Raw genomic sequence first — 24,435 nt, forward strand, 5'->3', positions numbered from 1 at the left:
TTATTTATTATTCACTTCCGAACTTATTTTTTTTATAAATAATGTCTCTTCTGGCAGATAAGGTGTTCCGTCTGTATTAAAAACTTCATGAAACCATACTGGAGGCTCTGCAGTGTATGTTTTTGTCCAACTATCCCAAGGATATTTTGTTTGAGATTTACCATCTACTAATCCCCAGTTAATCATGCCTACATTATATTTTTTAGCAATAGGCAGAAACCCTTGAAAAGTACTTCCGTTTGGTCTAGCCATGTACTCTGTGCATATCATTGGTTTTTCATAGCGTTGTAATTGCTTTACACGTGATTCGAACTCTTCAGGTGTATCATAATTATGAAAAGTAATAATGTCAGACTGTTCCATCTGTAATTTGTGAATTGGTTTCATTTTAGCATGCTCACTCCAATCTCCAATCCAAACACCAGAGGTTAGGGGTTGGCTTGGATTTACAGATCTTGCCCAGATAAAAACATCATCTAGTAAATTAAAAACTAATTCAACTTTATTTGGTATTTCAATGGCCTCGTATGAAGGGCCAGTCATATTATCAGGTTCATTCCATACATCCCATCCCAATATTCTTTTATCGTCTTTGAAATGCTCAATAGTTCGTTTTACATAATTTTCAAGTCTGCTATATTGAGTGGTGTCTTGCAATACTTTTTGCCCGGGACTTTGTACCCATCCTGAATTATGTACATGAGGGTTAGGTGCACGTTGTACACCTAATTCAGGAAAAGGATCCCAGCAAGAATCAAATAACACAAATAATGTTTTTATGTTATGTTTATTGGCTATAGTAAGATATTTTTCCATACGATTGAATAAACCTTCTGGGTCATCTTTAAATAGTAAATCATGAAGATAAACTCTCATAGAATTCATTCCAATATTTTCGGCCCAGCCTAATTCTTTGTCAATTGTTTCAGGATCAAAAGTATCCTTTTGCCACATTTCTAATTGATTAATGGAAGTACTAGGATTGAAATTTGCACCGATATACCAAGGTTGGTGGCTATACCATTCGTTTGCTTTTTCTTTAGTCCAAATTTCTCTTTTTTCTAGAACAGCTGTTTCTGTTTTCACTTCAGTATTGTTTTTTTCCTTGTTCTTACATGATATTAGACTTGAAGCTAATAAAACTGCTACTAAAATCTTGTTTAAGGTAGTAGTGCTAATTCTTTTCATTTCGTGCTTTTTTACTTAGTATAAAATCCTGAGACAGGTTTTTTTAATCTGTCTCAGGATGGTAATTTTAATTAGTAGTTAGGGTTTTGATCTAAATTTGGATTGTTTGAAGCATCAGGGTTTGGTATAGGTAACTTGTCGTGCTTTCCTATCACAAAGTTTACGAAATCAGGGTCTCTTTCAATTAACTTGTTTACAGAGGTTTGATTGTCAAGATCCCCCCAGCGTTTTAAATCTTCCCATCTTACACTTTCACCGCAAAGTTCAAGCACGCGTTCCATTTTTAATCTCTCTAAAAATAGGTCATGATCATTGCCTATTTCAGGATGTGCAGTAGCCAATAGATCCATATTCGATCTTGCTCTTACCATGTCTACATATTGGTATGCATCAGCTGTCATATCTAGTTCATTTAGAACTTCAGCGTAGCGTAAAAGAATATCGGCGTAGCGTACCATTCTCAAGTTAACTTGAGAATAATAATCTTCGTTAGTTCTATAATAATCTCTAGAGCCTTTTTTAAACCAAGCTTCTTGAGCTCCCCATTCCCATGTTCTACCATAAGTTAGAGTACCAAAGTCGGCCTGTGAATCAGGGTAGAATAATGAATATTTTAATCTTTCATCTATGCCACCATTCATGTTAGGTTCTTCCTTAAATAAATTTACTAGCCAGTATCTAGCTTGTCCGTCAGACCATCCAATACCTCTTGGAGCAAAGAATTGTGCTCTGTTAGATGATACTGCTGCATTAGCACCTTCACCCGTACCTCCTAAACGTTGGTCACCGAATTGAATTTCGAAAACTGATTCTGAATTGTTTTCATTTTCAGCTCTAAAGTTGTCTTCAAAATTATCTACCAAGCTATAGATAGCTCCAGGACCAGAAATTAAGTATTCTAAAGCAGATTTAGCTTCTTGCCATTTATGTTGTTGCATATACATTTTTGCAAGCATGGCCTTAGCAGCACCTTTTGTTGGTCTACCAACATTTGCATTATCCCATTGAGCAGGTAAATCTGCAAACGCCTCATTTAAGTCTGTTTCAATTTGAGCAAATACTTCTTCTAATGATTTTTGTTGCGGTAAATCTTCAGGTGAAGAAGGCTCTAAAACAATTGGAATGTTTTCCCAAAGTATTGCTGCATAATAGTAATGTAAAGCTCTTAAAAATTTAGCTTCAGCCAATATTTGTTGTTTTCTGGTATTGTCTGCAAATTCGATATCAGGTACATATGCTAAAACTTGGTTGGCTCTAAATACTGCCTTATAAGTATCTCTCCAAGTAACTCTATTTCCTTCCCAGAAGGCATAATTAACATATTTAAATCTAGCCCAGTCAGCTAATTCTGTCCATGGACTTTGACTGAAACCTTCATCAGATGTTAGGTCTAATCTAAAGTAAATCCATCTTGCCCATAAACCATCTTTATAAAACATAGCATAGATAGAGTTTACTCCCTTTTCAGCATCATCTGGTGTTTTCCAGTATTGTTCTATAGTAAGGGCATTGGGACTTGCAAGATCCAGTTCATCCTTACTACAAGCACTTATTAAATAAAATAAGCTTAAACAAGTGAATATTATTTTTAATTTTTTCATGTGAGTATTTTTTTTAGAATCCAAAATTAAGGCCAACAGAATAGGTTTTTAAATTAGGGAATGAACCTATGTCAACACCTCTTTGAAATATGTTAGAGTTATTAAATTCTGGATCTAATCCTCCATATTTAGTGAATGTTATAATGTTTTGTGCAGAAATACTGATTCTAGCAGTAGAGAATCCAATTTTATCTAAGACATTTTTAGGTATAGAATATCCTAGACCAATGTACTTAAGGCGAACAAAACTACCGTCTTCTAACCATCTGTCCGTATCACCTCTTGAGTTTATACCATTACCTCTTTCTACTCTTGGGAAGTTGGTATTTGGATTTTCAGGTGTCCATGGTTGTATACCTGCTCTATAGTTACTATCGTCATCGAATCGATCAACCGTACTTCTGAATCCGTTATAAACTGTTGCTCCAAAAGAACCAATCCAGTTCATTGAAAAATCAAAGTTCTTATAGTTAGCGCTAGCGTTAAAACCCATTTCAAAATCAGGCCATGGACTACCTACTACAGTTCTATCATCACTGGTAATTTGCCCATCATCATTAACATCTAAATATCTAATATCTCCAGGTTGAGCATTAGGCATAATTATTTGTCCTGTAGAATTGGTATAGTTATTTATTTCTTCTTGACTTTGGAATAATCCGTCAGTTTTAAGGACGTACCACATGCCAACAGCTTCTCCCTTACTAGTAATTGTGTTGCCTTGAATACTTTCATTCTGACCGTTACCTAATTCTACTAATTCATTTTTAAGTGTAGTAAAGTTTAAAGAGGTATTAAAGCTGAAATCGTCGCTTAAACTTTCGCTATAGCTTATATTAAACTCAAAACCTTTATTTTGTACTGTAGCAGCATTAGAGATAGGATTACCACCATCATTACCTGTGGTGTCAAGTATTGGGAAACCAAATAAAACATCTTCAGTTTTAGCCACAAAATAGTCAGAAGTTATTTGTAATCTGTCATCAAGTAAACCAAGGTCAAAACCAATATTGGTTTGTTTTAATGTTTCCCATCTTAAATCATTGTTGGCTAATTGAACTTGAGTAGCTGAAGGAGATAAATTTTGGTCTGTACCAAATACAGCTGCTCCAAAAGTATTTATAAACCCTTGATATTCATAATAACCGATGTTACCACTACCTAATTCACCATAGCTAGCTCTTAATTTTAAATTACTTATGGCATCTACATTGAAGAAGGATTCTTTACTTATTCTCCAACCAACAGATAACGAAGGGAAACTTCCCCATTTATTAGCTTGACTAAAGCGAGAGGAACCATCTCTTCGTACTACCGCATTTAATAAATAGCGGTCATCATAATTATATTCTAAACGTCCTAAATATGACATTAAAGTAGCAACGTTTTTAAATCCACCTGTTTGTGGTTGGTCTCCACTATCTAATACAGTGAAATAATCGCCTGAAGAAGGATTTACAAGTAAGTTGAACTTAGTGCCCCAAATTTGTTCATATATTTCTTTTTGATATGTAGTACCTGCAACTAACGTTACAGAATGTTTACCAAAATCTTTATCAAAAGTTAAAGTGTTTTCAATAAGTTGGTTTTGAAATTGGGCTCTATTTTCATTGGCAAATGACTGTTGATATGCTTGATTAAGTGTCCAGTTACCTTCTTTTCTTAAATATTTGTGGTTGTCAAAGCTTGTTTCGTAACCTATATTAAGTCTATATTTAAGGAAAGATAAAGGCTTTATTTCTGCAAAAACATTACCTCTAATTCTAAAATTTTGGTTTTGAGTATCAGATAAATCTGCAATTGCTAATGGATTTGTGGCAAATGTGTTTGCGACACCAGATTTACCATACCCATATCCACCTGGGTTATCAGTATCATAAACAGGTATAGTTGGTAATAAACGATAAACATCAATAATAGGGTTACCAGACATTTCGTCTGTTTGAGCATTACTGATGGCAAGGTTTTCTCCTATTGTAAATATACCTTTAGTTCCGCTAGTATTTACCCTAAGAGAGATACGATTAAAATCTGTTGATGTAATAGTTCCTTTGTTTCCAAAATAATTACCTGATACAAAGTAGCTAGCATTTTCTCCACCACCTGAGAAACTTACGTTATGATCTTGTATTAAACCTGTTTGATATACAACATCTTGCCAGTCTGTATTTACATCCAGATTTAAGTTTTGTCTTTCTAAACCAGCATTATCATATGCCATATTATTTAATGTAACAAACTCGTCTCTGCTTGCTAAATCATAACGTGGCATATTGGTTACACTCATTTTAGAACTGACCTGAATTTTCATTGGCCCAGCTTTACCTTTTTTAGTAGTAATAATAATTACACCATTTGCAGCACGTGAACCGTAAATAGCAGCAGCTGCAGCATCTTTTAAAATTTGAATAGATTCAATGTCATTAGGGTTGAAATCTCTGTTAGCTGTCGTAATAATACCATCAATAACATATAAAGGATTTGTGCTTTGTAGGTTTTTTAAACCTCTAATTTCAATTTTAGCCTCCTGACCTGGGCGGCCACCACCTCTTACATTAACACCTGTAGCTAAACCTTGTAAGCTTTCAGCAACTGTGGTAGTTTGTCTTTTTGCAATTTGTTCAGACTGTACTACAGATATAGCACTTGTTAAGTCTTTCTTTTTTTGCGTACCATAACCTACTACAATAACTTCATTTAGCATGGCTACATCTTCCTCTAGTGTAATGTTGATATTAGTTCTTTGATTAATTGAGGTTTCCTGTGTTTTAAAACCGACGTAGCTAAACACAAGTGTAGCATTACCTGATGCGGTTAAAGAGTATTTTCCATCAATATCTGCAACGGTACCTGTAGTTGTTCCTTTAACAATTACATTGGAAAAAGAAATGGGTTGCCCATCGGCAGAAGTAATAGTTCCTGTAATTAAAATATCGTTTTGTGCAAAGGAGAATAGTGAGCAAAACAATATAAAACACAGTAAGACCTTAGGTTTGTTGAATAAATGTCTCATAGTTTTAATTAATTTCATCTTAATAATTGGATGTTTTAAATAGTTAATAGTTTGGTGAAACAATATGACGAAATAATTGTGTGTTTGTTGGTTTTAATTCAATTTTTAAATAAAAAATGAAAACTTAGTTTTTATTAATTACTTAGTTTATGTGGTGTATTTTTATCGAAACTGAATTTTAACTGATATAAATTTATCAACTATTTCGTTTTTCAAAGAAGATTATTTTAATTTAAAGTATCGGTAAAGTTTTGTTTCATTTTTTATTCAAATCATGTCAACAATGAAAAAAAATAAAATTTCAATAGTTATTGAGACAAATTGTTGAATAATGACACAAAATGAATAGGCTGAAAATCATTATGTTTCATTAATTTGTGAAGTATGAAAATGAGATATTTTATTTGTTTGTTATACTGGTTTGGAGCTGTATTGTACGCACAGGATTATTCATTTAAACATTTGCAGGTTGAAGATGGATTGTCTCATAATTCAGTAATATGTATGCTTCAGGATAAAAGAGGTTTTTTATGGTTTGGTACAAAGGATGGTTTAAACCGGTATGATGGTTATAACTTTAAAATTTACCAACATAATCCAAATGATGTAACGAGTATAGGAAGTAATTTTATCAGATGTTTAATAGAGTCTGGAGATATTTTATGGGTTGGTACTGACACAGGTTTGTTCAAATATGACGAAAGAATGGAATCGTTTTCATTAATAGAAGCCACAAAGGGTATTCCAATACTTGATATAGAATGTAATAATCGAGGAGAGTTATGGTTTATTGCTGGCGGTAGTCTTTTTAAAATGAATTTGCAAAATGATAGTCTCGAAAAATACGATCAATTTTACTCTAACTTTTTGGCTTCAAATTTAAATGATGAAATTTTTATTACTTCACAAGATGAATTATATAAATATGAACCTGATAACAATTCCTTTCAAAAACAAGCCTTGGATTTTAATATACAGGATAATATTAGAATAACAGCTCTTAAAACTTTAAATACTGATAAAGTTTATATAGGAACCAAAAATAATGGGGCTTTTGTATACGATTTAAATGAACAGCTCACTAAAACTATTTTATCGAAAGCTGAAAATCCATTATTTGTACGAGACTTTTTAAATGTAAATGATCAAGAGTTGTGGATAGCGAGTGAATCAGGAATATTTGTTTATCAAGTGAATACAGGTAAGTATATCAACTTAAAAAAGAATTATGGGAACCCTTATGCTTTATCAGATAACGCTATTTATACTATGCTAAAAGATAAGGAAGAAGGGATTTGGGTAGGAAGTTATTTTGGAGGTGTAAACTATTATCCAAAACCGTACACCCCATTTAAAAGGTATTTCCCGCGAGTTGGAGAAAATTCAATAAGTGGAAATGCCGTTCGAGAAATTGAAAAAGATGATTACGGAAATTTATGGATAGGTACAGAAGACGGGGGATTGAATAAATTTAATTTATCTAGAGGATATTTCACCAGCTATACCTCTAAACGAAATGGAGGCGACTTATCGCATTATAATATTCATGGCTTACATTCAAAAGGTAATGAATTGTGGATAGGAACCTTTGAACATGGATTAGATGTGATGGATATACCTTCTGGTGAAATAATTAAACATTATGGAACTGGAATGGAAAATGGAGGCTTGCGAAGTGATTTTATACTGTATGTTTATGAAACTGAGGCTGAAGAAATTATAGTTCTAACCTCTTCTGGTATTCATAAATATGAACCTGAAAATGATAGTTTCATAGTATTGGATGGTTTTCCTGAGGCGTTCCACTACACTTATTTTTTGGAAGATAGTAATGGGGTGTTTTGGGCTGGAACTTATTGGGACGGGTTGTATTATTATAATCCTAAGACTAAACAAAAGGGGGTTTTTAAATATGAAAATAATAACTTAAATAGTATAAGTTCTAATGTAATAAACGGAATTTTTGAAGATAGTAGCCATAGGTTGTGGATAACCACCGAAAATGGATTAAACCTTTATCAGTCGCAAACTAATGACTTTAAAAGATATAATAAGACTAAAGGATTATCTAGCAATGTAACCTATGAAATATTAGAGGATGATAAAAATCAACTATGGATTAGTTCCTCAAATGGGTTAATGAAATTTAGTCCTGAAAATAATGCATTTAATGTTTTTACTAAATCTAATGGATTGTTAAGTGATCAATTTAATTATTCTTCTTCATATAGAGATGAAAGCGGAGAAATGTATTTTGGAAGTGTAAAGGGACTTATAAGTTTTAATCCTTCCGAATTTACTCAAAACAAGTTTCATCCCCCCATTTTTGTAACAGATATTTATATTAATAATGAGGTTGTCCCTGTTGGAAAGAAAAATTCACCTTTGAAAAAGTCAATTCTTTTTTCAAATCAGATTACGTTAAATAATGATCAATCTAGCTTTACTTTAGAGATTGCTTCATTAAGTTTTACTTCACCTGAAATGACCCAGTATTGGTATAAATTAGAAGGGTTAAATGAAGAATGGGTCGATCTAGGTAAAAATCAAAAAGTAAATTTTATGCAATTACCTCCTGGTGATTATGAGTTTAAGGTCAAGGCTTTAAATAATTATGAAGTGTGGAGTGAGTCTGATACTAAATTATTGATAACAATTCTTCCGCCCTTTTATAGTAGTAAAATAGCGTATGCTGTTTATACCCTTTTCATTATGGTTATGGGATACTTGTTGTTGAGATATTATCATAGATATCAACGTGATAAAAATAATCGCCAGATTCGTTTATTGGAAAATAGAAAAGAGAAGGAAATTTATCAGGCTAAAATTGAGTTTTTTACTAATGTAGCTCATGAGATTAGAACTCCACTTACCTTAATTAAGGGACCTTTGGAAAAGCTTTTAAAGCAGAAGTATAAATCTCCAGAAATACCTAAAAATTTGGGTATTATGGAGAAAAATACCATGAGATTGTTAAAACTAATTAATGAATTACTTGATTTTAGGAAAACTGAGATGAAGCATGTGAAGCTTAGTTTTGTTAAACTAAATATTAATGAGGTTTTATATGATACGTATGTTAGATTTAGTCAGTTAATTCAAGATAAAAAAATAGAGTTTGAGCTTAAAACTCAAAGTGAAGATGTCTTTGCTTATGCTGATGAAGAAGCATTCAGTAAAGTTTTGAGTAATTTATTTAATAACGCGATAAAGTACTCTAAACATTATGTACAGGTGGTTTTGACTACTAATGAAGAAAATTTTCAGATTACCGTTAGTAATGATGGACCATTAATTCCTAAAGAATTCAAAAATCAAATTTTTGAGCCTTTTTATCGTTTGCCTTCAAATAATTCTCATTTAGGAACGGGTATAGGATTGTCTTTAGCTCACTCATTAGTAGAATTACATAATGGTAAATTATGGTTGGATCATAATGATAACTTATTAAATTCATTTTCTCTCCAATTGCCGTTGCACCAAAATGAGGAATTTAAAGAAATTAATGCATTTCAAGATGCAACAAATACTTCCAACGGAGAAATAACAATTAAAATTGATAAACATGCTCCATTAATACTTCTGGCAGAAGATAATAGGGATGTTTCTAGTTTTCTATTTGATGAATTATCTGAAAATTATAATGTAATAGTTGTTAGGAATGGTAATGAAGCCTGGAGATTACTACAAAAGCATCAGGTAAGTTTGATTATTAGTGATGTCATGATGCCTATTAAAAATGGAATTGAACTCTGTGAGTTAGTGAAACAAACGGAGGAGACAAGACATATTCCTTTTATTTTATTGACAGCCAAAAGTGCTTTAAATGCAAAAATTGAAGGGTTGGATTCAGGAGCCGATGCTTATATTACAAAACCATTTTCGATTCAGCATTTATTGGTTCAAATATCGAATTTAATCAAGAATAGAAGAATTATTTTGGAACATTATTCAAATTCTCCACTTGCGCATTTAAAGTCTCTCAATAATTCAAATATTGATAAGGCTTTCATAAATAAACTAGATAAAATTATCGAGGAAAACTTGGAAGACCCATCTTTGAATGTTGATAAATTGTCGAAATACATGAATATGAGTCGTTCAACATTATATAGAAGTATTAGTGAAATGTCTGATCTATCACCAAATGAACTAATAAATGTAAGTAGACTCAAAAGAGCTGCTCACCTTATAAAAACTACTAATTTCAAATTATATGAAGTTGCGGATAAAGTTGGGTTTAAATCACAAACTAGTTTCGGCAGAAGTTTTTTGAAAAATTTTGGAATGACGCCTTCTGAATTTGAGAAGAGTAATCGCTCAAAGGAGGATTCTGAATAATTAAATTTCCCATTTTTATATTATGCTTTTTATAATAAAATTAATTGTATTTTTTACATTTAATTTTATTTTTGAAAATTTAACTTATGAAAAAACAATTAACTAAATAAGATTATGACAAATGGATTTCACTTTTGGGATTATGCTGTGTTTATAGCATATGCCATACTAATTTTAGGTGTAGGATTATGGATGTCGAGAGATAAATCTGGACATGAAAAGAATGCAGAGGACTATTTTTTAGCAAGTAAATCGTTGCCGTGGTGGGCAATAGGAACTTCGCTTATTGCAGCTAATATTTCTGCAGAACAATTTATCGGAATGTCAGGTTCTGGATTTGCTTTAGGTTTAGCAATAGCATCTTATGAATGGATGGCAGCGATAACTTTAATAATCGTTGGGAAGTATTTTTTACCCATTTTTATTGAAAAGGGACTTTATACGATTCCTGAATTTGTTGAAAAGCGATTTTCGACCAATTTAAAAACAATTTTAGCTGTATTTTGGATAGCGCTTTATGTTTTTGTGAACCTTGCTTCAGTCTTGTATTTAGGAGGTTTGGCTATTGAAACCATTATGGGTATTGATATGATGTATGCCATTATATGTCTGGCATTATTTGCTGCGGCCTATTCGTTATATGGTGGATTATCGGCTGTAGCATGGACCGATGTGATTCAGGTTGTGTTTTTGGTATTAGGGGGGCTAGCAACGACTTATTTGGCTTTGAATACTGTGTCAGAAGGACAGGGGGTACTGGTAGGATTTCATAAGGTTTTAGATGCTGCTCCGGAAAAATTTCATATGATATTAGATGAGTTTAATACAGATGGCAGTAAGAATACTAATTATTTGGATTTGCCGGGGATATGGGTATTGTTAGGTGGTCTATGGGTAGCCAATCTATATTATTGGGGATTCAATCAGTATATCATTCAAAGAACATTAGCGGCAAAATCCTTAAGAGAGTCCCAGAAAGGAATTTTATTGGCGGCTTTTTTAAAGATAATCATTCCTATAATAGTAGTAGTTCCAGGTATTGCAGCTTATGTAATTGTTAGCGATCCATCAGTAATGGCAGGTTTAGGTGAGGCAGGTCAAATGAGTTTGCCTTCAGCTGGTCAGGCGGATAAGGCTTACCCATGGTTGTTACAGTTTTTACCAGTAGGTTTAAAAGGTGTGGCATTTGCAGCTTTAGCAGCAGCGATAGTTTCTTCATTAGCTTCTATGTTAAATTCAACTTCAACTATTTTCACCATGGATATATTTAAACAATATGTAAATCCCGAGGCTAGTGATAGAGTGACTGTAAATGTTGGGCGTATTTCAGCTGCAGTAGCATTACTTATAGCAGTGATTATGGCTCCACTATTGGGAGGAATTGATCAGGCGTTTCAGTTTATTCAAGAATGGACGGGTATAGTCAGCCCAGGCATTTTGGCTGTATTCATATTAGGTTTGTTTTGGAAGAAAACAACAAATAATGCGGCTATAATAGGTGCCTTAGTTTCTATTCCTATTGCCTTGATTTTAAAATTTGTAAAGAATGAAAGTTTAGAGCCATGGATGCATCAAATGGGATTAACAGCATTATTAACCATGCTTGTTATAGTAATAATTAGTTACATGGATGGTAAAGGTAAAGACGATGTCAAAGGAATACCTATTTCTAGAGAATTATTTAAAACATCACCGCTGTTTAATATCGGAGCTTTCATAGTTTGTTTGATTGTTTCTGTTTTATATTGTGTTTTTTGGTAAACGGACTCATTTATTATATCGAATATTAATAATAATTTTAGTTAAATGCTTAGATTGCTTTTTATTTTTAATTTTACCATGATTAATTAAAATAACCTTGAATTTATGAAAGAACTTGTAGAACAAATCAATGCACAATTCGAAGCATTTGCTAAAGATGCTAGTGCTCAGTTAGAAAGTGGAAATAAAGCTGCTGGAACCAGAGCTCGTAAAGCTACTTTGGAAATGACTAAATTGATGAAAGACTTCCGTAAGGTGTCATTAGAGGCATCTAAGAAATAATAGATCTTTTTATTTATTAGTGTAATCCCTTTAAGTTATTCCTAAAGGGATTTTTTATTTTAAAAGGTTCGAATCCTGTCTTGTGATTTTTCCTGATATTTGAATTGAAATGATGTGTTTTGATGCAGTAAATTATTCTTTAAGGTATTGTAATTACTAAGATAAACAACAATTTGGTCAACAAGAGTTTTATTATTTTTTGGAAAAGCTGTTAAATAGAGGGCTAAGAACATGGGTTTAAATCCTGTCGCGATCACTTTGTTGTAAAACAAAAACTTTCAAAACCCTGTAAACCTTATGATTTACAGGGTTTTATCTTTCTAAGACCTTCTAATTTGATTGAAATGATAATAAATTTAATGTCAACACCGCGGTCAACAGTTTAAAAAACACAAAAAGTGTTGACCGAATTACGACTTAAAATGCTTATTTTTAGAATGTTGATTTGATTTTCGTCTTAAAAAAATGTTTAACTAAAAGACGATTATTATGAGTACACGCTCTACGTTTAACCTTTTGTTTTGGGTTAATACTTCACGAATTAAAAACAAAGAAGTGTCGCTTTATGCGAGAATCACCGTTGATGGTAAACGAGCTAATATTAGCTTGCAACAACGAATTCCACTCTCAAATTGGGATTCTAACAAAGGAAAGGCTAAGGGAAGTAAGCAAGAAGCTAAAGCCTTGAATAAATATTTAGATCAGGTAAGAGCTAAAATTTATCAATCTTATGAAGATTTAATAAGTGAAGATAAATTAATTACTGCTCAACTGATAAAATCCCGCTTCTTAGGAGAGGACAGGAATTTTAAAACGCTTTTGGAATTATTTGAATGCCATAATGAAATTTCCAAAGAACAATTAACCAGTCATACCTTGAGGCATTATAAAGTGACTCAAGGGTATTTGAAGAAGTACCTTGATATTAAACTGGCTACGACAGATGTGAAGCTTGGAGAATTAAGTTACGGTTTTATTGTAGATTTTGAATACTTCATTAAATCCTATCAGCCAGAAGACCATCAAAGAAAGATGAGTCATAATACAGCTATGAAACATCTTCAGCGACTTAGAAAAATGGTTACCATGGCCTATCATATGGAATGGATAGATAAAGATCCGTTTGTTAGGTTTAAAACCTCTTTTGAGAATAGGAGAAGGGAATATCTTTCAGAAACGGAATTGATGAGCTTAGAGAAGTTTAACTCAAAAGTAGATCGGCTTAATCTTGTTCGAGATCTTTTCTTGTTTAGTTGCTACACCGGAATTTCGTTTATTGATATTCATGATTTAACACCAGAGCAAATTATGTTAGGCATTGATGGTAATGATTGGGTGATAAGTGAGCGTCAAAAGACCAGTACATCTATTAGGGTTCCTTTATTGCCAAAAGCGAAAGCATTGGTAGAAAAATATAAAGAACACCCAAGAGTGGTCTGTTCTGGAGGAGTATTTCCGAAGATATCGAATCAAAAGGTGAATAGTTACTTAAAGGAAATAGCTGATTTGTGTAAAATCAATAAGAATTTAACTTTTCATATTGCTCGGCATACGTTTGCAACGACGATTACATTAAGTAATGGCGTACCTATTGAAACAGTGTCTAAATTATTGGGGCATACCAAAATTGCGACTACCCAAATTTATGCTAGAGTTTTAGATCAAAAAGTGAGTGAAGATATGGGGAAACTTAAAGAGGTTTTGTCTAAGTAAAAACTATTAAAAATCCTGTTTTAAGCCGAGTAAATTGTTTAATCGGCTCAAAACAAAATAAATTGGATAATATACTGCAAAAAACGGAAATAAAGAACCACTTGTGGCGGAAAAAATTGAGCATAGCTGAATTTTGGGTAACCCCTTATTTAATAATACTTCAAATTAAAAATTAGACTTGTTCATTATATCCGTTGTGGATGGTTCATGGTTTCCGTCCTATTCAGTGGACTCTTAAATTCTATTTTGATGTTTAAGACTTCTAGCACGGCTAATAAGTTACTCCAACGAATAGTTTTTTTATTTTTTTCAATATCAAATACTGTTGTTTTACCTATCCCTGCTAGGTTAGCTAATTCTAGTTGTGTGAGCCCCGCTTTTTTTCGATTAGCTTTTATTAAAGCACCTAAATCTAAATCATTCATTTTTTACCGCTTAAACAGTAAAAATAGTTAATTATTATATATGAAAGAATTGTTATTGGATAGACTTTGTTTATTTACCGTTATAGCGGTAAAATTAATTTAAAATGATGTTCGTTTTAATTAAAGGAGAGTCAAAATAAAATAAACTACTGTTATGGCGGTAAAATTGAGTGTGATTTTTAAAGTTATGCTAAAATTGTAAATAGCAGAAATAGAGAACTATAGACCGCGAAAGAAAATGAATATAGCTGAATTTTAAGTAACCCCTAATTTAATAATACTTTATGTCAAGAATTAGACTGAATCAAGATATCCGCCATGGATGTTTCATAGTTAATGTTATAACTAGGCTGTGGCTGTAAAGATATTTTTTATTTCCTAATAATATGAATGTATTATCTCATGAAAAGTGAACTTTTATAATGTGCTAATTAATAAGGTTCTAAATATCTTTTTACATTTTTTTTGGTGGTTTTCACCTCTTCTTATTTTTAATTTTTTTACAAATAATAGCTTTTTAACAATTTTTTTTGAAATCCTTATTGTTTAATAGAATTTTTGTTTTAAAATTGTATTAAGTATTACATAATGCTAATGTAGTATGTTTAACTAATCAAATTACGAAGTATGAAAAAAAGAGACTTTAATATCATTTGTATGATATTTTTATTGCTTTTAAATTTTCCAATTTTAAGTTTTGGACAAGAAAAAGTAATTACAGGACAAGTTGTTTCTGAGGGAGATAATATTCCTTTGCCAGGAGCGACTGTTATTGTAAAGGGAACACAAAGAGGTGCAACTACCGATTTTGATGGAAATTATTCTATTGAAGCTAAAGCGGGAGATGTATTAGTTGTTACTTATGTTGGTTTTACAGCTAGCGAGATTACTGTTGCTTCTACGGCAGTAATTAATGTTGTCTTAAAGGCAGATGTCGCAATGCTTAACGAGGTTGTAATTACTGGTTATGGCCAACAAACCAGAACAACTTTAACAACCTCGGTGTCTAAATTAGATACAGAAATACTTGAAACATCGACAAGATCTAATGCTGCAACTGCATTGCAAGGAACTATTGCTGGTTTACGTGTAACCAATACTACAGGACAACCAGGTGCGACACCTTCTATTGTTTTACGTGGAGGAACCAATTTTAGCGGTAATGATTCACCTTTAATTTTAGTGGATGGAATTCCTAGTTCATTTTATGCTTTAAACTCAGATGATATTGAGTCTATTGAAGTGTTAAAAGATGCTGCTGCAACAGCTATTTATGGAGCAAGGGCTGCAAATGGTGTAATTTTAGTAACCACCAAAACAGGAAAAGTAGGTAAGTCTTCCATAAATTATAAGTACAAGTATAGTACCAATCATGAAAGAGATGATCAAAAATATATTGGAGCAGCCGATCATATAAATTATAACAGGCAAGGTATTGCATGGTATAGAGAAGTCGCTAACAATGCTGGTGCATTTGGCGCATTTTTAGATGGTAAAAATGGAGCAGCAACAGGAAATAATACAACTAACGATCCTTATACAACACAGTTTCTAACTTCTAGTAATGAATATTTACTAAATCAACCAGGATGGAGTTCAATTCCAGATATATTAAATCCTTCACGAAGCATTTTATTTTATGATAACAAAAATGTAGGTGACCGTATTTATCAAAATAGTGAAACAAAGGATCATTATTTGTCTTTTGATGGTGGTAACGAAAACGGAACGTATTATTTAGGTTTAGGGCTTTTAGATAACGATGGTTTAATTTTAGGTTCTGGATTTAAAAGATATTCAGGTAAGTTTAGTGGATCGTATAATATCAATGAAAGTATAAAGGTGAATTCTAATATTTTATACTCTCATTCTAATTTGAATAGAAGTCCTTTAGGAGGAGAAGATACCGTTTTTAGAAGATTTCAAGGGCAGGCTTCAACATCAAGAACTTTTGATAGTAATCCAGACGGTACATGGTCAGATCAATATGCTGTAGGTACTAATCAAGGCTTTGGTAATCCGTTGTATTATCAAGATAAGTTTGTTAGAAAAAATTTAGAACAGCGTTTATCGGCATCGGTGGGGATAGATTGGAAAGTTATTGATGAGTTAACATTATCGGTTAATGGAAGTCATTTCACTATAAATAATCATAATGAAAGTTTTAATAGAGCATACAGAACAGGTAGTACTACAGGTCCTTTTATTACAACAAGAAATGCTGGTGTTTCTTTAGAGAGAACCCTTAGAAACCAGTTAACTGGAACTTTAAACTATATCAAAAGTTTTGGAAACCATAACATTAATGCCTTATTAGGAGCAGAGTATTATAAAGATAACATCTTCCTTTCTTCAGCAGGAACAAGAAATTCGCCAACAGACTTAATTGGAACCTTAAATGCCGGAGCAGAAGCTGATGGTGTGCCAAGTAGTTTTGAATCTGAGCAGGTTATAGTATCAACTTTTGGAAGGTTGGTGTATGACTATGATAGTAAGTATTTAGTAGGTTTTACGTTTAGAAATGATGGAGCTTCACGATTAGGGAATGAAAAGTTTGGATTCTTTCCAGGAGTGTCTTTAGGTTGGAATGCGCATAACGAAGAATTTTTTCAAAACACTTCAATTAGCAAGGTAATTTCCAGTTTAAAACCAAGATTAAGTTATGGGGTAAATGGTAATGTGAGTTCTATAACTCCTCCAGGATCAAGTGATTATGTTGGTAATTATTCTGTTTTTGGAACATATAGTGGTCAAGGTGTATACAATGGACAAACTGGATTTGCTAATTCAGGACTACCTACTTTAGATTTAGTTTGGGAGCGTTCTACAACATTTAATACTGGTTTAGATATATCGTTTTTTGATAGCCGATTAAATTTTATCACAGATGTGTATACTAGAGATGTTAAAGACAAAATAGCTAATTTAACATTGCCATATTATACAGGTTTTGGGTCTATAAGAACCAATAATGGTACTTACAGAAACAAAGGTATTGAGTTACAATTGAATGCTGATATCATTAGAAATGATAAATTAACCTGGAATGTTGGTGCTACCTTTACTTCCAACAGAAATTATGTAATTAAACTTCCTGAAAACGATAACGAACTTAATAGACAAGGGGGAACATTGATTTGGAATCCAAATACACAACAGGAAGAATGGGTAGGAGGACTACAGGAAGGACAACGCTATGGAGGCGATTTAGTAGTAGCCTTTGAGCAAGAAAAAATTTATGCTACTCAGGCCGAAGCCGATGCTGATAATGCTATTACAGACGAATATATGCCTGGAGCAAGTAGAAACAAACGTTGGGCTGGTGATGTAAAGTGGGTTGACCAAAATGGTGACGGCATAATAAATAACCTGGATAGAAAAGTTATTGGTCGTACCACACCCGATTTTGTAGGTGGTATTACAACAAGTTTGGCTTATAAAAATTTCAATTTATTTGTAAAAACTGATTTTGCTACAGGCCATTTGGTATGGAATCATATTAGAGCAAAAGGCTATGGTCAAACTCAAGGAAATTTAGAACAACCTATTGAGGTTTTAAATTCTTGGACACCAGATAATACAGATACCGATTGGCCTCGTTTTGTATTTGTTAATGGATCAAAAAATGTATGGAGAGGTAATGAAAGTGTAGGAAGCCTACAAACAGAAGCGAATAATAAATTCTGGGAAAAGGGAGATTACCTAGCTTTAAGAGAAATTACCTTAAGCTATAATGTGCCAACTACTTATTTCAAAGATGTAATAAAAAGGCTGAGTATTTACGCTACTGGTTCTAATTTGCATTATTTCAAGAGCATGAGTGGAGATACCCCTGAAGTTGGTGGTGTGCAATATGGAGAGTTCCCTGTGCCTAGAACATTTACGTTAGGTCTTAATGTAACATTTTAATTTTTAAACGATGAAAAAGTATATATATATATTCATGACAGCATTAGCTTTTACTTCATGTGAAAGTGAATTAGATTTAAATAGCCCAAGTGAAATACCAGTGGATCAATTTTGGGGAACAGAGGATGTGGCTCGTTCAGCACAAACTGGTTTATATGCAAATTTGCGAGGTTCTTTTAATGATTTGTGGTTATTAGGAGAGATGAGAAGTGATATTTGGGGAGGCAGAACTTATGAATCTCCTGCAAATGAAGCGTTAATTGAATCGAATATAACCATTTCAACAGCACCTTTTGGAGGTTGGGCAGGATTATATACAAATATTTATAGAATAAATGATTTTTTAGCAAATGTACCTATAACCCCATTTGCAAAAGAATCCGATAAAAACCATTTGTTAGGTCAAGCCTATGGACTAAGAGCATTATATTATTATACGCTTTTAAAAACTTGGGGCGATGTGCCTATTTTATTGGAGTCTTATCCCGAAGGTATTAGTTTGGATGGGTTAAGTAGAGCAAGATCGTCTCAAAGTGAAGTCATGGCGCAAATAAAATCGGATATAGCTGAATCATTAGCTGCTTTCGGATCGGATAACAGTTTTTTTGCAGGGGAGAGAATATATTGGTCTAAGGCGGCAACTTTAGCACTTAAAGGCGATGTGTATATCTGGTCAGGTAACCTTTTAGGAGGTGGTAATGCCGATTTTACAGAAGCTAAAGCCGCATTACAAGAAATAGGAACCTTAGGCATAGAATTAGTGCCAAGTATTTCCGAATTATGGGGTGTTGAAAACGAAGCTAATAATGAATTTATTTTTGCCATTCAGTATAAGCAAGACGAAGCTTCTAATATTTATAACAGTCTTACAGGAAGAAGTACAGAGATTAATGTTCAGTATAATGATATGGGAGCCTCAATGAGTGATTTTGTTATTGCTGGAGCCAATAGATATGGACAGTCTGAAAAAACAATTTTACTCCTGGATGATAATGATGATGGTAGAAAGGATGCGACCTTTATAAGGTTATATACAGATGATAATGGTGGACTAGGGTATTCTTCTTACGACGAATCAAAATACTTTGGGTCAATATTTAACAAGTTTCTTGGTGTTGTTAAAGGATCAGAACGCATTTTTGAAAATGATGTCCCTCTTTATCGTTACGCCGATGTAGTTTTACTTCTGGCAGAGGCCAAAAACTTACTGGGAGAAGATCCATCATCCGAGATAAATCAAATTCGTGAAAGAGCCTATGGCGATAATTATAATCCATTAATTCACGCCTATACAAATAGTACTAAAGTGAATAATACTAATGCCATTTTAAATGAACGTTATAAAGAATTTATCGGCGAAGGAAAGCGTTGGTGGGATTTGCGTAGAGCAGGGAATAGTTTTGTAATAGATAATATTAGTTTTTTAAGTTCTGGTGATGAGTATAAGTTAGTACTGCCAATCACAAATGACATGATTGGTAGAAATCCATTGTTGGAACAAACAACAGGATATATAGATTAAGTTTAGTTTGGTTAATTGTAATTGAGTTAGTGACCAAGAAGAGGGTAAAGGTTTCGCCTGAACCCTCTTTAATTTACTGTTTTGATTATAAGAATAGCATTAATAGGTATAAAAAATGAAGATAGAGAATTTAATAGCGGCTACATATGCCCCAATGCATCAGGATGGTTCATTGAATACAGGAGTCATAAAAGATTATGCTCAATTTTTAATAAATAATAAGGTTTCGGGGGTGTTCATGAATGGGTCTACAGGTGATTTTGTCTCATTATCCACGGAAGAGCGAAAAGCGTTAACCTTAGCTTGGTCTCAAAATAAGTCGTCGGATTTGTATTTAATAGATCATGTAGGAGATCCTAGTTTAAAAGTTTCGAAGGAATTAGCAACTTTTGCTTCAGATAAGGTCGATGCTATAGCTGTATTAGCACCTTATTATTTCAGGTTGAGTAGTATAGATAAATTGGTGCAATACTGTAAGGAAGTTGCAGCTTGTGCTCCAAATTTACCTTTTTATTATTACCATATACCAGTTTTAAGTGGAGCTAACTTAAATATGAATGAGTTTCTAAAAATTGCTCCTAAGGAAATACCAACTTTTGCAGGAATAAAATTTACGAACAATAATTTAATCGATTATTTACATTCCAAAAACTTTGAAGACGGAAAGTATAATGTATTATTTGGTTTCGATGAAATCTTTCTTTCAAGTCTTCCTTTGGGGGCTAAAGGATGGGTAGGTAGTACCTACAATCATATTCCATCATTATACTATAAAATAAAAGAGTTGTTTGAAGCAGGACAAATGCAGGAAGCAGCTCAGTTACAAACTAAAGCAATTCGATTTGTTGAAATTTTGGATAGTAAAGGAGGATTTAATGGAGTTGCTAAAGGTTTTATGAAAACGTATGGAATAGATTGTGGACCAAGTAGATTTCCACATTCTAATATTTCGAATGAAGTTTATGATGATATTAAAAATGAGCTTGAAAAGATTGGCTTATCTGAGTTTTTGGGCAAATAGTTGATTGTTAGTATTTAAAAACCCAAGTAATTAACATTGATTGCTTGGGTTTTTTATTAAGAATAAGAAAAATGATTTTAGACAAAATTGAAAATATAAGCTTGTATCAAGGAACTCATAAAAACCTGGATATTGCATTAGAATACTTGAAAAAAGCAGATTATTCAGGCATAGAGGCTGGTAAATATAACATCCAAGGTGATGATGTATATGCTATTATTAAATTGTGTAAAACCAAAACTGCCATTCAGCATAAAAATGTGTTAGAAGCTCATAAAAAATTTATAGATATACATTATGTGATTGAAGGAAGCGAGCATATAGGTGTTGCTATTTTAAATAAACAGTTACCTGTAAAAGAATACAATCTAAAAGACGATTATGCTCTCTATAAAACATCATACAATGTATTAACTTTGGAAAAAGGAATGTTTGCTATTTTTTTTCCAGATGACACTCATTTACCTGAAATTGCCATGAAAAAAGTATCAGATTTAAAAAAGGTAATTGTAAAAGTTAAGATTTAACTTTTTCCAAAACGCGATCTAAATGAGGTTCTAAGTGGTTAGCTAATCCTTTTCTAAACCCTTTAATATTATCTTCTTTTAAAAAGTTTAATAATTCTCTGTGGGTAGTGAATTTTTTAGAGTACTTATAAGGTTCAGCGTTTGGTAATTTATGTTCGTGTACATATTGAAAAACAGGCAATAGTATATTTTGAAACCTTTGTAAAGTGCTATTTCCTGACATTTCATAAAGTTTACCGTGAAAAGCAACTTCATTTTCTAATTTAAAAACTGTAGATTCAGAGTTGTTTGATTCCATACGGTCCACAATTTCTTCCAATTCCTTTATGTCATCTTCTGTTTTTCTTGCAAATAAGATGTCAACCATCCCCATCTCTAAAATTAAACGAAGTTCAAAAATATCTTTTAATGTTTTATCACCAAGTAAATTAGAGTCAATAACCTTTTCGAAATTTTGAATAAAATCCGGATGAGAAAGTACCATACCTTTATGTTTTTTAGATTCAATAATACCAATGGTACGAAGTCTGGAAAGGGCCTCTCTTATGACTGTCCTACTTACACCAAGCGCTTCTGCAAATTGCAGTTCCTTAGGTATTGAGTCTCCAACTTCAAGATTGTTGTTTTTTATGTACTCGTTTATACGCATTTCAACTTTATCAACTAAGCTAAGTGTGTTTAAAGGTGTAATATTTAAATCTTTTTTCATCAGGAATTAATTTACGGCAAATGTAAATTATAATTTTTAATTTATTAAATTTGCATTATGTTATACATAAGCAAATGTAAGCATTTTCATTAATATATAATAAATATTTTAAAATGAATTATAGCATACTTTATAAAGATACATTATTAAATGATATTTTACCTTTTTGGGAAAGGTACTCCATTGACACACAGTATGGCGGTTATTTTACGTGTTTAGATAGAAATGGTAAGGTTTACGATACAGATAAATTTATATGGCTTCAGGGAAGACAAGCCTGGACATTCTCTATGTTATATAATAAGGTTGAGAAAAATCCCAAATGGCTTGAGATAGCAAAAAACGGAATTGATTTTTTACGAAAGTATGGAAGTGATAAAGAGGGGAACTTTTATTTTTCAGTAACTCAGAAAGGAGAGCCATTAGTACAGCCATATAATATTTTTTCAGATTGTTTTGCAGCTATGGCTTTTAGTCAGTATGCTATTGCAACAAATGATGAAGAAATAAAAGAACTTGCCAAAACCACTTATTTCAATATTTTACAACGCATCGATAATCCAAAAGGGAATTACGAAAAGAACACTTTGACGAGACCTTTAGTTGGTTTTTCCTTACCTATGATTCTATCAAATTTAGTTTTAGAACTTGAGGGTGTTTTATCTTCAGAAGAAGTTAATAAAACTATTGATTATAGTATTAATCAGGTGATGGAAATCTTTTTGGATAAGAAAACTGGTTTAATTTTTGAAAATGTGCTACCCGATGGAAGCCACGATGATAGTTTTAATGGACGATTATTAAATCCAGGACACGGGATAGAGGCTATGTGGTTTATGATTGATATTGGGGTTAGAAAACGAGATTCTGAATTAATAAACAAAGCAACTGATACTATTTTGAAGATTTTGGAACATAGTTGGGATGAAGAGTATGGTGGTATTTTTTACTTCATGGATGCAAAAGGGTATCCTTTACAGCAATTAGAATGGGATCAAAAACTATGGTGGGTTCATTTAGAAACCCTAGTGGCTTTAGCTAAAGCCTACGAGCATACTCAGAAAGATGAGGTTTTTAATTGGTACCAAAAAGTACATAACTATTCTTGGAGCCACTTTTCAGATCCTGAAAAAGGAGAGTGGTTTGGATATTTAAACAGACAAGGAGAAGTATTATTAAATTTAAAGGGCGGAAAATGGAAAGGATGTTTTCATGTGCCTCGAGCTATGTTTCAGTGCTGGAAATCTTTCGAAAAGATAGAAGCCAATAATTTTAAAAAATAAATTAAATGATTAATAAAAGTATTTTAATACTAGGTTTAGTATTGTTAAGTTCCTGTGGAACGAAAGTAAAGGAAGTTAGTACTTCTTTAGGAAACCAGGTACCGGAATTTGTTACCTTATTTGAGAAAGGAATGGAGGAAGGTGTATTATGTTACAGGATACCTTCAATTGTAACAGCTCCTAATGGAGATTTAATTGCTGCAATAGATCAAAGAGTGCCGTCATGCGGAGATTTAAAATGGAGCAGAGATATAAATATTATAATAAGAAGAAGTCCCGATAATGGGAAAACCTGGTCAAATATTCAAACCGTTGTAGATTTTCCAGACGGGTACTCTGCATCAGATCCCTCAATGATAGTTGATAAAGAAACTGGCGATATATTTATGTTTTACAATTACATGGATTTGGAAACCGAAAAGGATGTCTATTATATGCATGTGGTAAAAAGTTCCGATAATGGTAAAACCTGGTCTAAACCGGAAGATATAACATCTCAGATCGCGAAACCTGAATGGCATAACGATTTTAAATTTATCACTTCTGGAAGAGGTATTCAAACCAGTTCGGGTAAATTGCTGCATACCATGGTAAATTTAAACAAAGGATTGCATGTTTTTGGAAGTGACAATCATGGTAAAAGCTGGTACTTTATAGATACGCCTATTATGCCAGCGGATGAGTCTAAGATTGTAGAATTAGTAGATGGCACTTTAATGATTAACGCAAGAGTTAATAAAACAGGAATGCGCTATGTTCATATCTCGAAAAATGAAGGACAAACCTGGGAAACCAAAACGGCTTCAAGTTTAATTGATCCGGGTTGTAATGCTAGTATCATTCGCTATACGTCTAAAAAGGATGGATTTGATAAAAACAGGTTACTTTTTTCAAATGCTAAATCAGAAAAGGATAGAATTAATTTAACTGTTAGGATTAGTTATGATGAAGGAAAAACCTGGAGCAAAGGAAAAACCATTTATGCAGGATCATCAGCTTATTCCTCCTTAACAATATTAGAAAATGGAGATATAGGAGTCTTTTTTGAAAAGGATGATTATGTGAAAAACGATTTTGCCAGATTTACTTTAGAGTGGTTAACTGATGGTAAAGACGCCTTTACACATCCATAATCAAGGC

15 protein-coding genes are annotated in these 24,435 nt (G+C 32.7%); 10 read left to right on the forward strand and 5 right to left on the reverse strand.

Going from position 1 to position 24,435, the window contains the following annotated elements; genetic code table 11:
- The 3 genes from NO995_RS13430 to NO995_RS13440 all read right to left on the reverse strand — a co-directional run bounded on the left by NO995_RS13430 (position 1) and on the right by NO995_RS13440 (position 5,820).
- The gene (locus NO995_RS13430; protein WP_258227951.1) at positions 1-1,188 is read right to left on the reverse strand and encodes a cellulase family glycosylhydrolase; all 1,188 of its coding nucleotides are present in this window, start codon (positions 1,186-1,188) and stop codon (positions 1-3) included.
- Positions 1,189-1,259: 71 nt separating this feature from the next.
- A complete protein-coding gene (locus NO995_RS13435) occupies positions 1,260-2,789 on the reverse strand; it encodes a RagB/SusD family nutrient uptake outer membrane protein (RefSeq protein ID WP_258227952.1) in 1,530 nt (509 codons plus the stop codon).
- A gap of 13 nt (positions 2,790-2,802) precedes the next feature.
- Positions 2,803-5,820 (reverse strand): TonB-dependent receptor, encoded by a 3,018-nt coding sequence (locus NO995_RS13440; protein ID WP_258227953.1) that lies wholly within the window; start codon positions 5,818-5,820, stop codon positions 2,803-2,805.
- A gap of 372 nt (positions 5,821-6,192) precedes the next feature.
- Here NO995_RS13440 and NO995_RS13445 point away from each other — a divergent pair, with 372 nt between their 5' ends.
- The 4 genes from NO995_RS13445 (at position 6,193) to NO995_RS13460 (ending at position 13,899) form a co-directional block, all read left to right on the forward strand.
- Positions 6,193-10,143, forward strand: a complete 3,951-nt coding sequence (locus NO995_RS13445; protein WP_258227954.1) for a two-component regulator propeller domain-containing protein — start codon at positions 6,193-6,195, stop codon at positions 10,141-10,143.
- A 114-nt stretch (positions 10,144-10,257) separates the two neighbouring features.
- Positions 10,258-11,904 (forward strand): sodium/sugar symporter, encoded by a 1,647-nt coding sequence (locus NO995_RS13450; protein ID WP_258227955.1) that lies wholly within the window; start codon positions 10,258-10,260, stop codon positions 11,902-11,904.
- Between the two features lie 105 nt (positions 11,905-12,009).
- Entirely contained in the window at positions 12,010-12,186 is a 177-nt protein-coding gene (locus tag NO995_RS13455) for a histone H1 (protein ID WP_258227956.1), read from the forward strand.
- Positions 12,187-12,675: 489 nt separating this feature from the next.
- Complete coding sequence (locus NO995_RS13460) at positions 12,676-13,899, forward strand: site-specific integrase (RefSeq protein ID WP_258227957.1); 1,224 nt, start codon at positions 12,676-12,678, stop codon at positions 13,897-13,899.
- Between the two features lie 185 nt (positions 13,900-14,084).
- Here NO995_RS13460 and NO995_RS13465 read toward each other — a convergent pair whose 3' ends face one another.
- Entirely contained in the window at positions 14,085-14,324 is a 240-nt protein-coding gene (locus NO995_RS13465) for a helix-turn-helix domain-containing protein (RefSeq protein WP_258227958.1), read from the reverse strand.
- 627 nt (positions 14,325-14,951) lie between these two features.
- Between NO995_RS13465 and NO995_RS13470 the strand changes: the two genes are divergently transcribed.
- The 4 genes from NO995_RS13470 (at position 14,952) to NO995_RS13485 (ending at position 21,303) form a co-directional block, all read left to right on the forward strand.
- Complete coding sequence (locus tag NO995_RS13470; RefSeq protein WP_258227959.1) at positions 14,952-18,233, forward strand: SusC/RagA family TonB-linked outer membrane protein; 3,282 nt, start codon at positions 14,952-14,954, stop codon at positions 18,231-18,233.
- Positions 18,234-18,243: 10 nt separating this feature from the next.
- Positions 18,244-19,755, forward strand: a complete 1,512-nt coding sequence (locus NO995_RS13475; protein ID WP_258227960.1) for a RagB/SusD family nutrient uptake outer membrane protein — start codon at positions 18,244-18,246, stop codon at positions 19,753-19,755.
- A gap of 115 nt (positions 19,756-19,870) precedes the next feature.
- Entirely contained in the window at positions 19,871-20,776 is a 906-nt protein-coding gene (locus NO995_RS13480) for a dihydrodipicolinate synthase family protein (RefSeq protein ID WP_258227961.1), read from the forward strand.
- 71 nt (positions 20,777-20,847) lie between these two features.
- Positions 20,848-21,303 carry a YhcH/YjgK/YiaL family protein gene (locus NO995_RS13485; protein WP_258227962.1) on the forward strand — a complete coding sequence of 152 codons (456 nt, stop codon included), beginning with the start codon at positions 20,848-20,850 and terminating at the stop codon, positions 21,301-21,303.
- On the opposite strand, the gene NO995_RS13490 is transcribed toward NO995_RS13485, so the two are convergent.
- Positions 21,293-22,012: a FadR/GntR family transcriptional regulator gene (locus NO995_RS13490; RefSeq protein WP_258227963.1), complete on the reverse strand. Its 720-nt coding sequence runs from the start codon at positions 22,010-22,012 to the stop codon at positions 21,293-21,295. The genes NO995_RS13485 and NO995_RS13490 overlap by 11 nt on opposite strands.
- A 113-nt stretch (positions 22,013-22,125) precedes the next feature.
- Here NO995_RS13490 and NO995_RS13495 point away from each other — a divergent pair, with 113 nt between their 5' ends.
- The gene (locus NO995_RS13495; protein WP_258227964.1) at positions 22,126-23,295 is read left to right on the forward strand and encodes an AGE family epimerase/isomerase; all 1,170 of its coding nucleotides are present in this window, start codon (positions 22,126-22,128) and stop codon (positions 23,293-23,295) included.
- A 5-nt stretch (positions 23,296-23,300) separates the two neighbouring features.
- A complete protein-coding gene (locus NO995_RS13500) occupies positions 23,301-24,428 on the forward strand; it encodes an exo-alpha-sialidase (protein WP_258227965.1) in 1,128 nt (375 codons plus the stop codon).
- Positions 24,429-24,435: the final 7 nt, after the last annotated feature.

Origin of the sequence: Aestuariibaculum sp. M13, assembly GCF_024723255.1 — a bacterium.
Lineage (GTDB): Bacteria > Bacteroidota > Bacteroidia > Flavobacteriales > Flavobacteriaceae > Aestuariibaculum > Aestuariibaculum lutulentum.

Coding starts and splice junctions, on each gene's coding strand:
- NO995_RS13430 (WP_258227951.1), bottom strand. CDS start 1,188: ATGAAAAGAATTAGCACTACTACCTTAAACAAGATTTTAGTAGCAGTT.
- NO995_RS13435 (WP_258227952.1), bottom strand. CDS start 2,789: ATGAAAAAATTAAAAATAATATTCACTTGTTTAAGCTTATTTTATTTA.
- NO995_RS13440 (WP_258227953.1), bottom strand. CDS start 5,820: ATGAAATTAATTAAAACTATGAGACATTTATTCAACAAACCTAAGGTC.
- NO995_RS13445 (WP_258227954.1), top strand. CDS start 6,193: ATGAGATATTTTATTTGTTTGTTATACTGGTTTGGAGCTGTATTGTAC.
- NO995_RS13450 (WP_258227955.1), top strand. CDS start 10,258: ATGACAAATGGATTTCACTTTTGGGATTATGCTGTGTTTATAGCATAT.
- NO995_RS13455 (WP_258227956.1), top strand. CDS start 12,010: ATGAAAGAACTTGTAGAACAAATCAATGCACAATTCGAAGCATTTGCT.
- NO995_RS13460 (WP_258227957.1), top strand. CDS start 12,676: ATGAGTACACGCTCTACGTTTAACCTTTTGTTTTGGGTTAATACTTCA.
- NO995_RS13465 (WP_258227958.1), bottom strand. CDS start 14,324: ATGAATGATTTAGATTTAGGTGCTTTAATAAAAGCTAATCGAAAAAAA.
- NO995_RS13470 (WP_258227959.1), top strand. CDS start 14,952: ATGAAAAAAAGAGACTTTAATATCATTTGTATGATATTTTTATTGCTT.
- NO995_RS13475 (WP_258227960.1), top strand. CDS start 18,244: ATGAAAAAGTATATATATATATTCATGACAGCATTAGCTTTTACTTCA.
- NO995_RS13480 (WP_258227961.1), top strand. CDS start 19,871: ATGAAGATAGAGAATTTAATAGCGGCTACATATGCCCCAATGCATCAG.
- NO995_RS13485 (WP_258227962.1), top strand. CDS start 20,848: ATGATTTTAGACAAAATTGAAAATATAAGCTTGTATCAAGGAACTCAT.
- NO995_RS13490 (WP_258227963.1), bottom strand. CDS start 22,012: ATGAAAAAAGATTTAAATATTACACCTTTAAACACACTTAGCTTAGTT.
- NO995_RS13495 (WP_258227964.1), top strand. CDS start 22,126: ATGAATTATAGCATACTTTATAAAGATACATTATTAAATGATATTTTA.
- NO995_RS13500 (WP_258227965.1), top strand. CDS start 23,301: ATGATTAATAAAAGTATTTTAATACTAGGTTTAGTATTGTTAAGTTCC.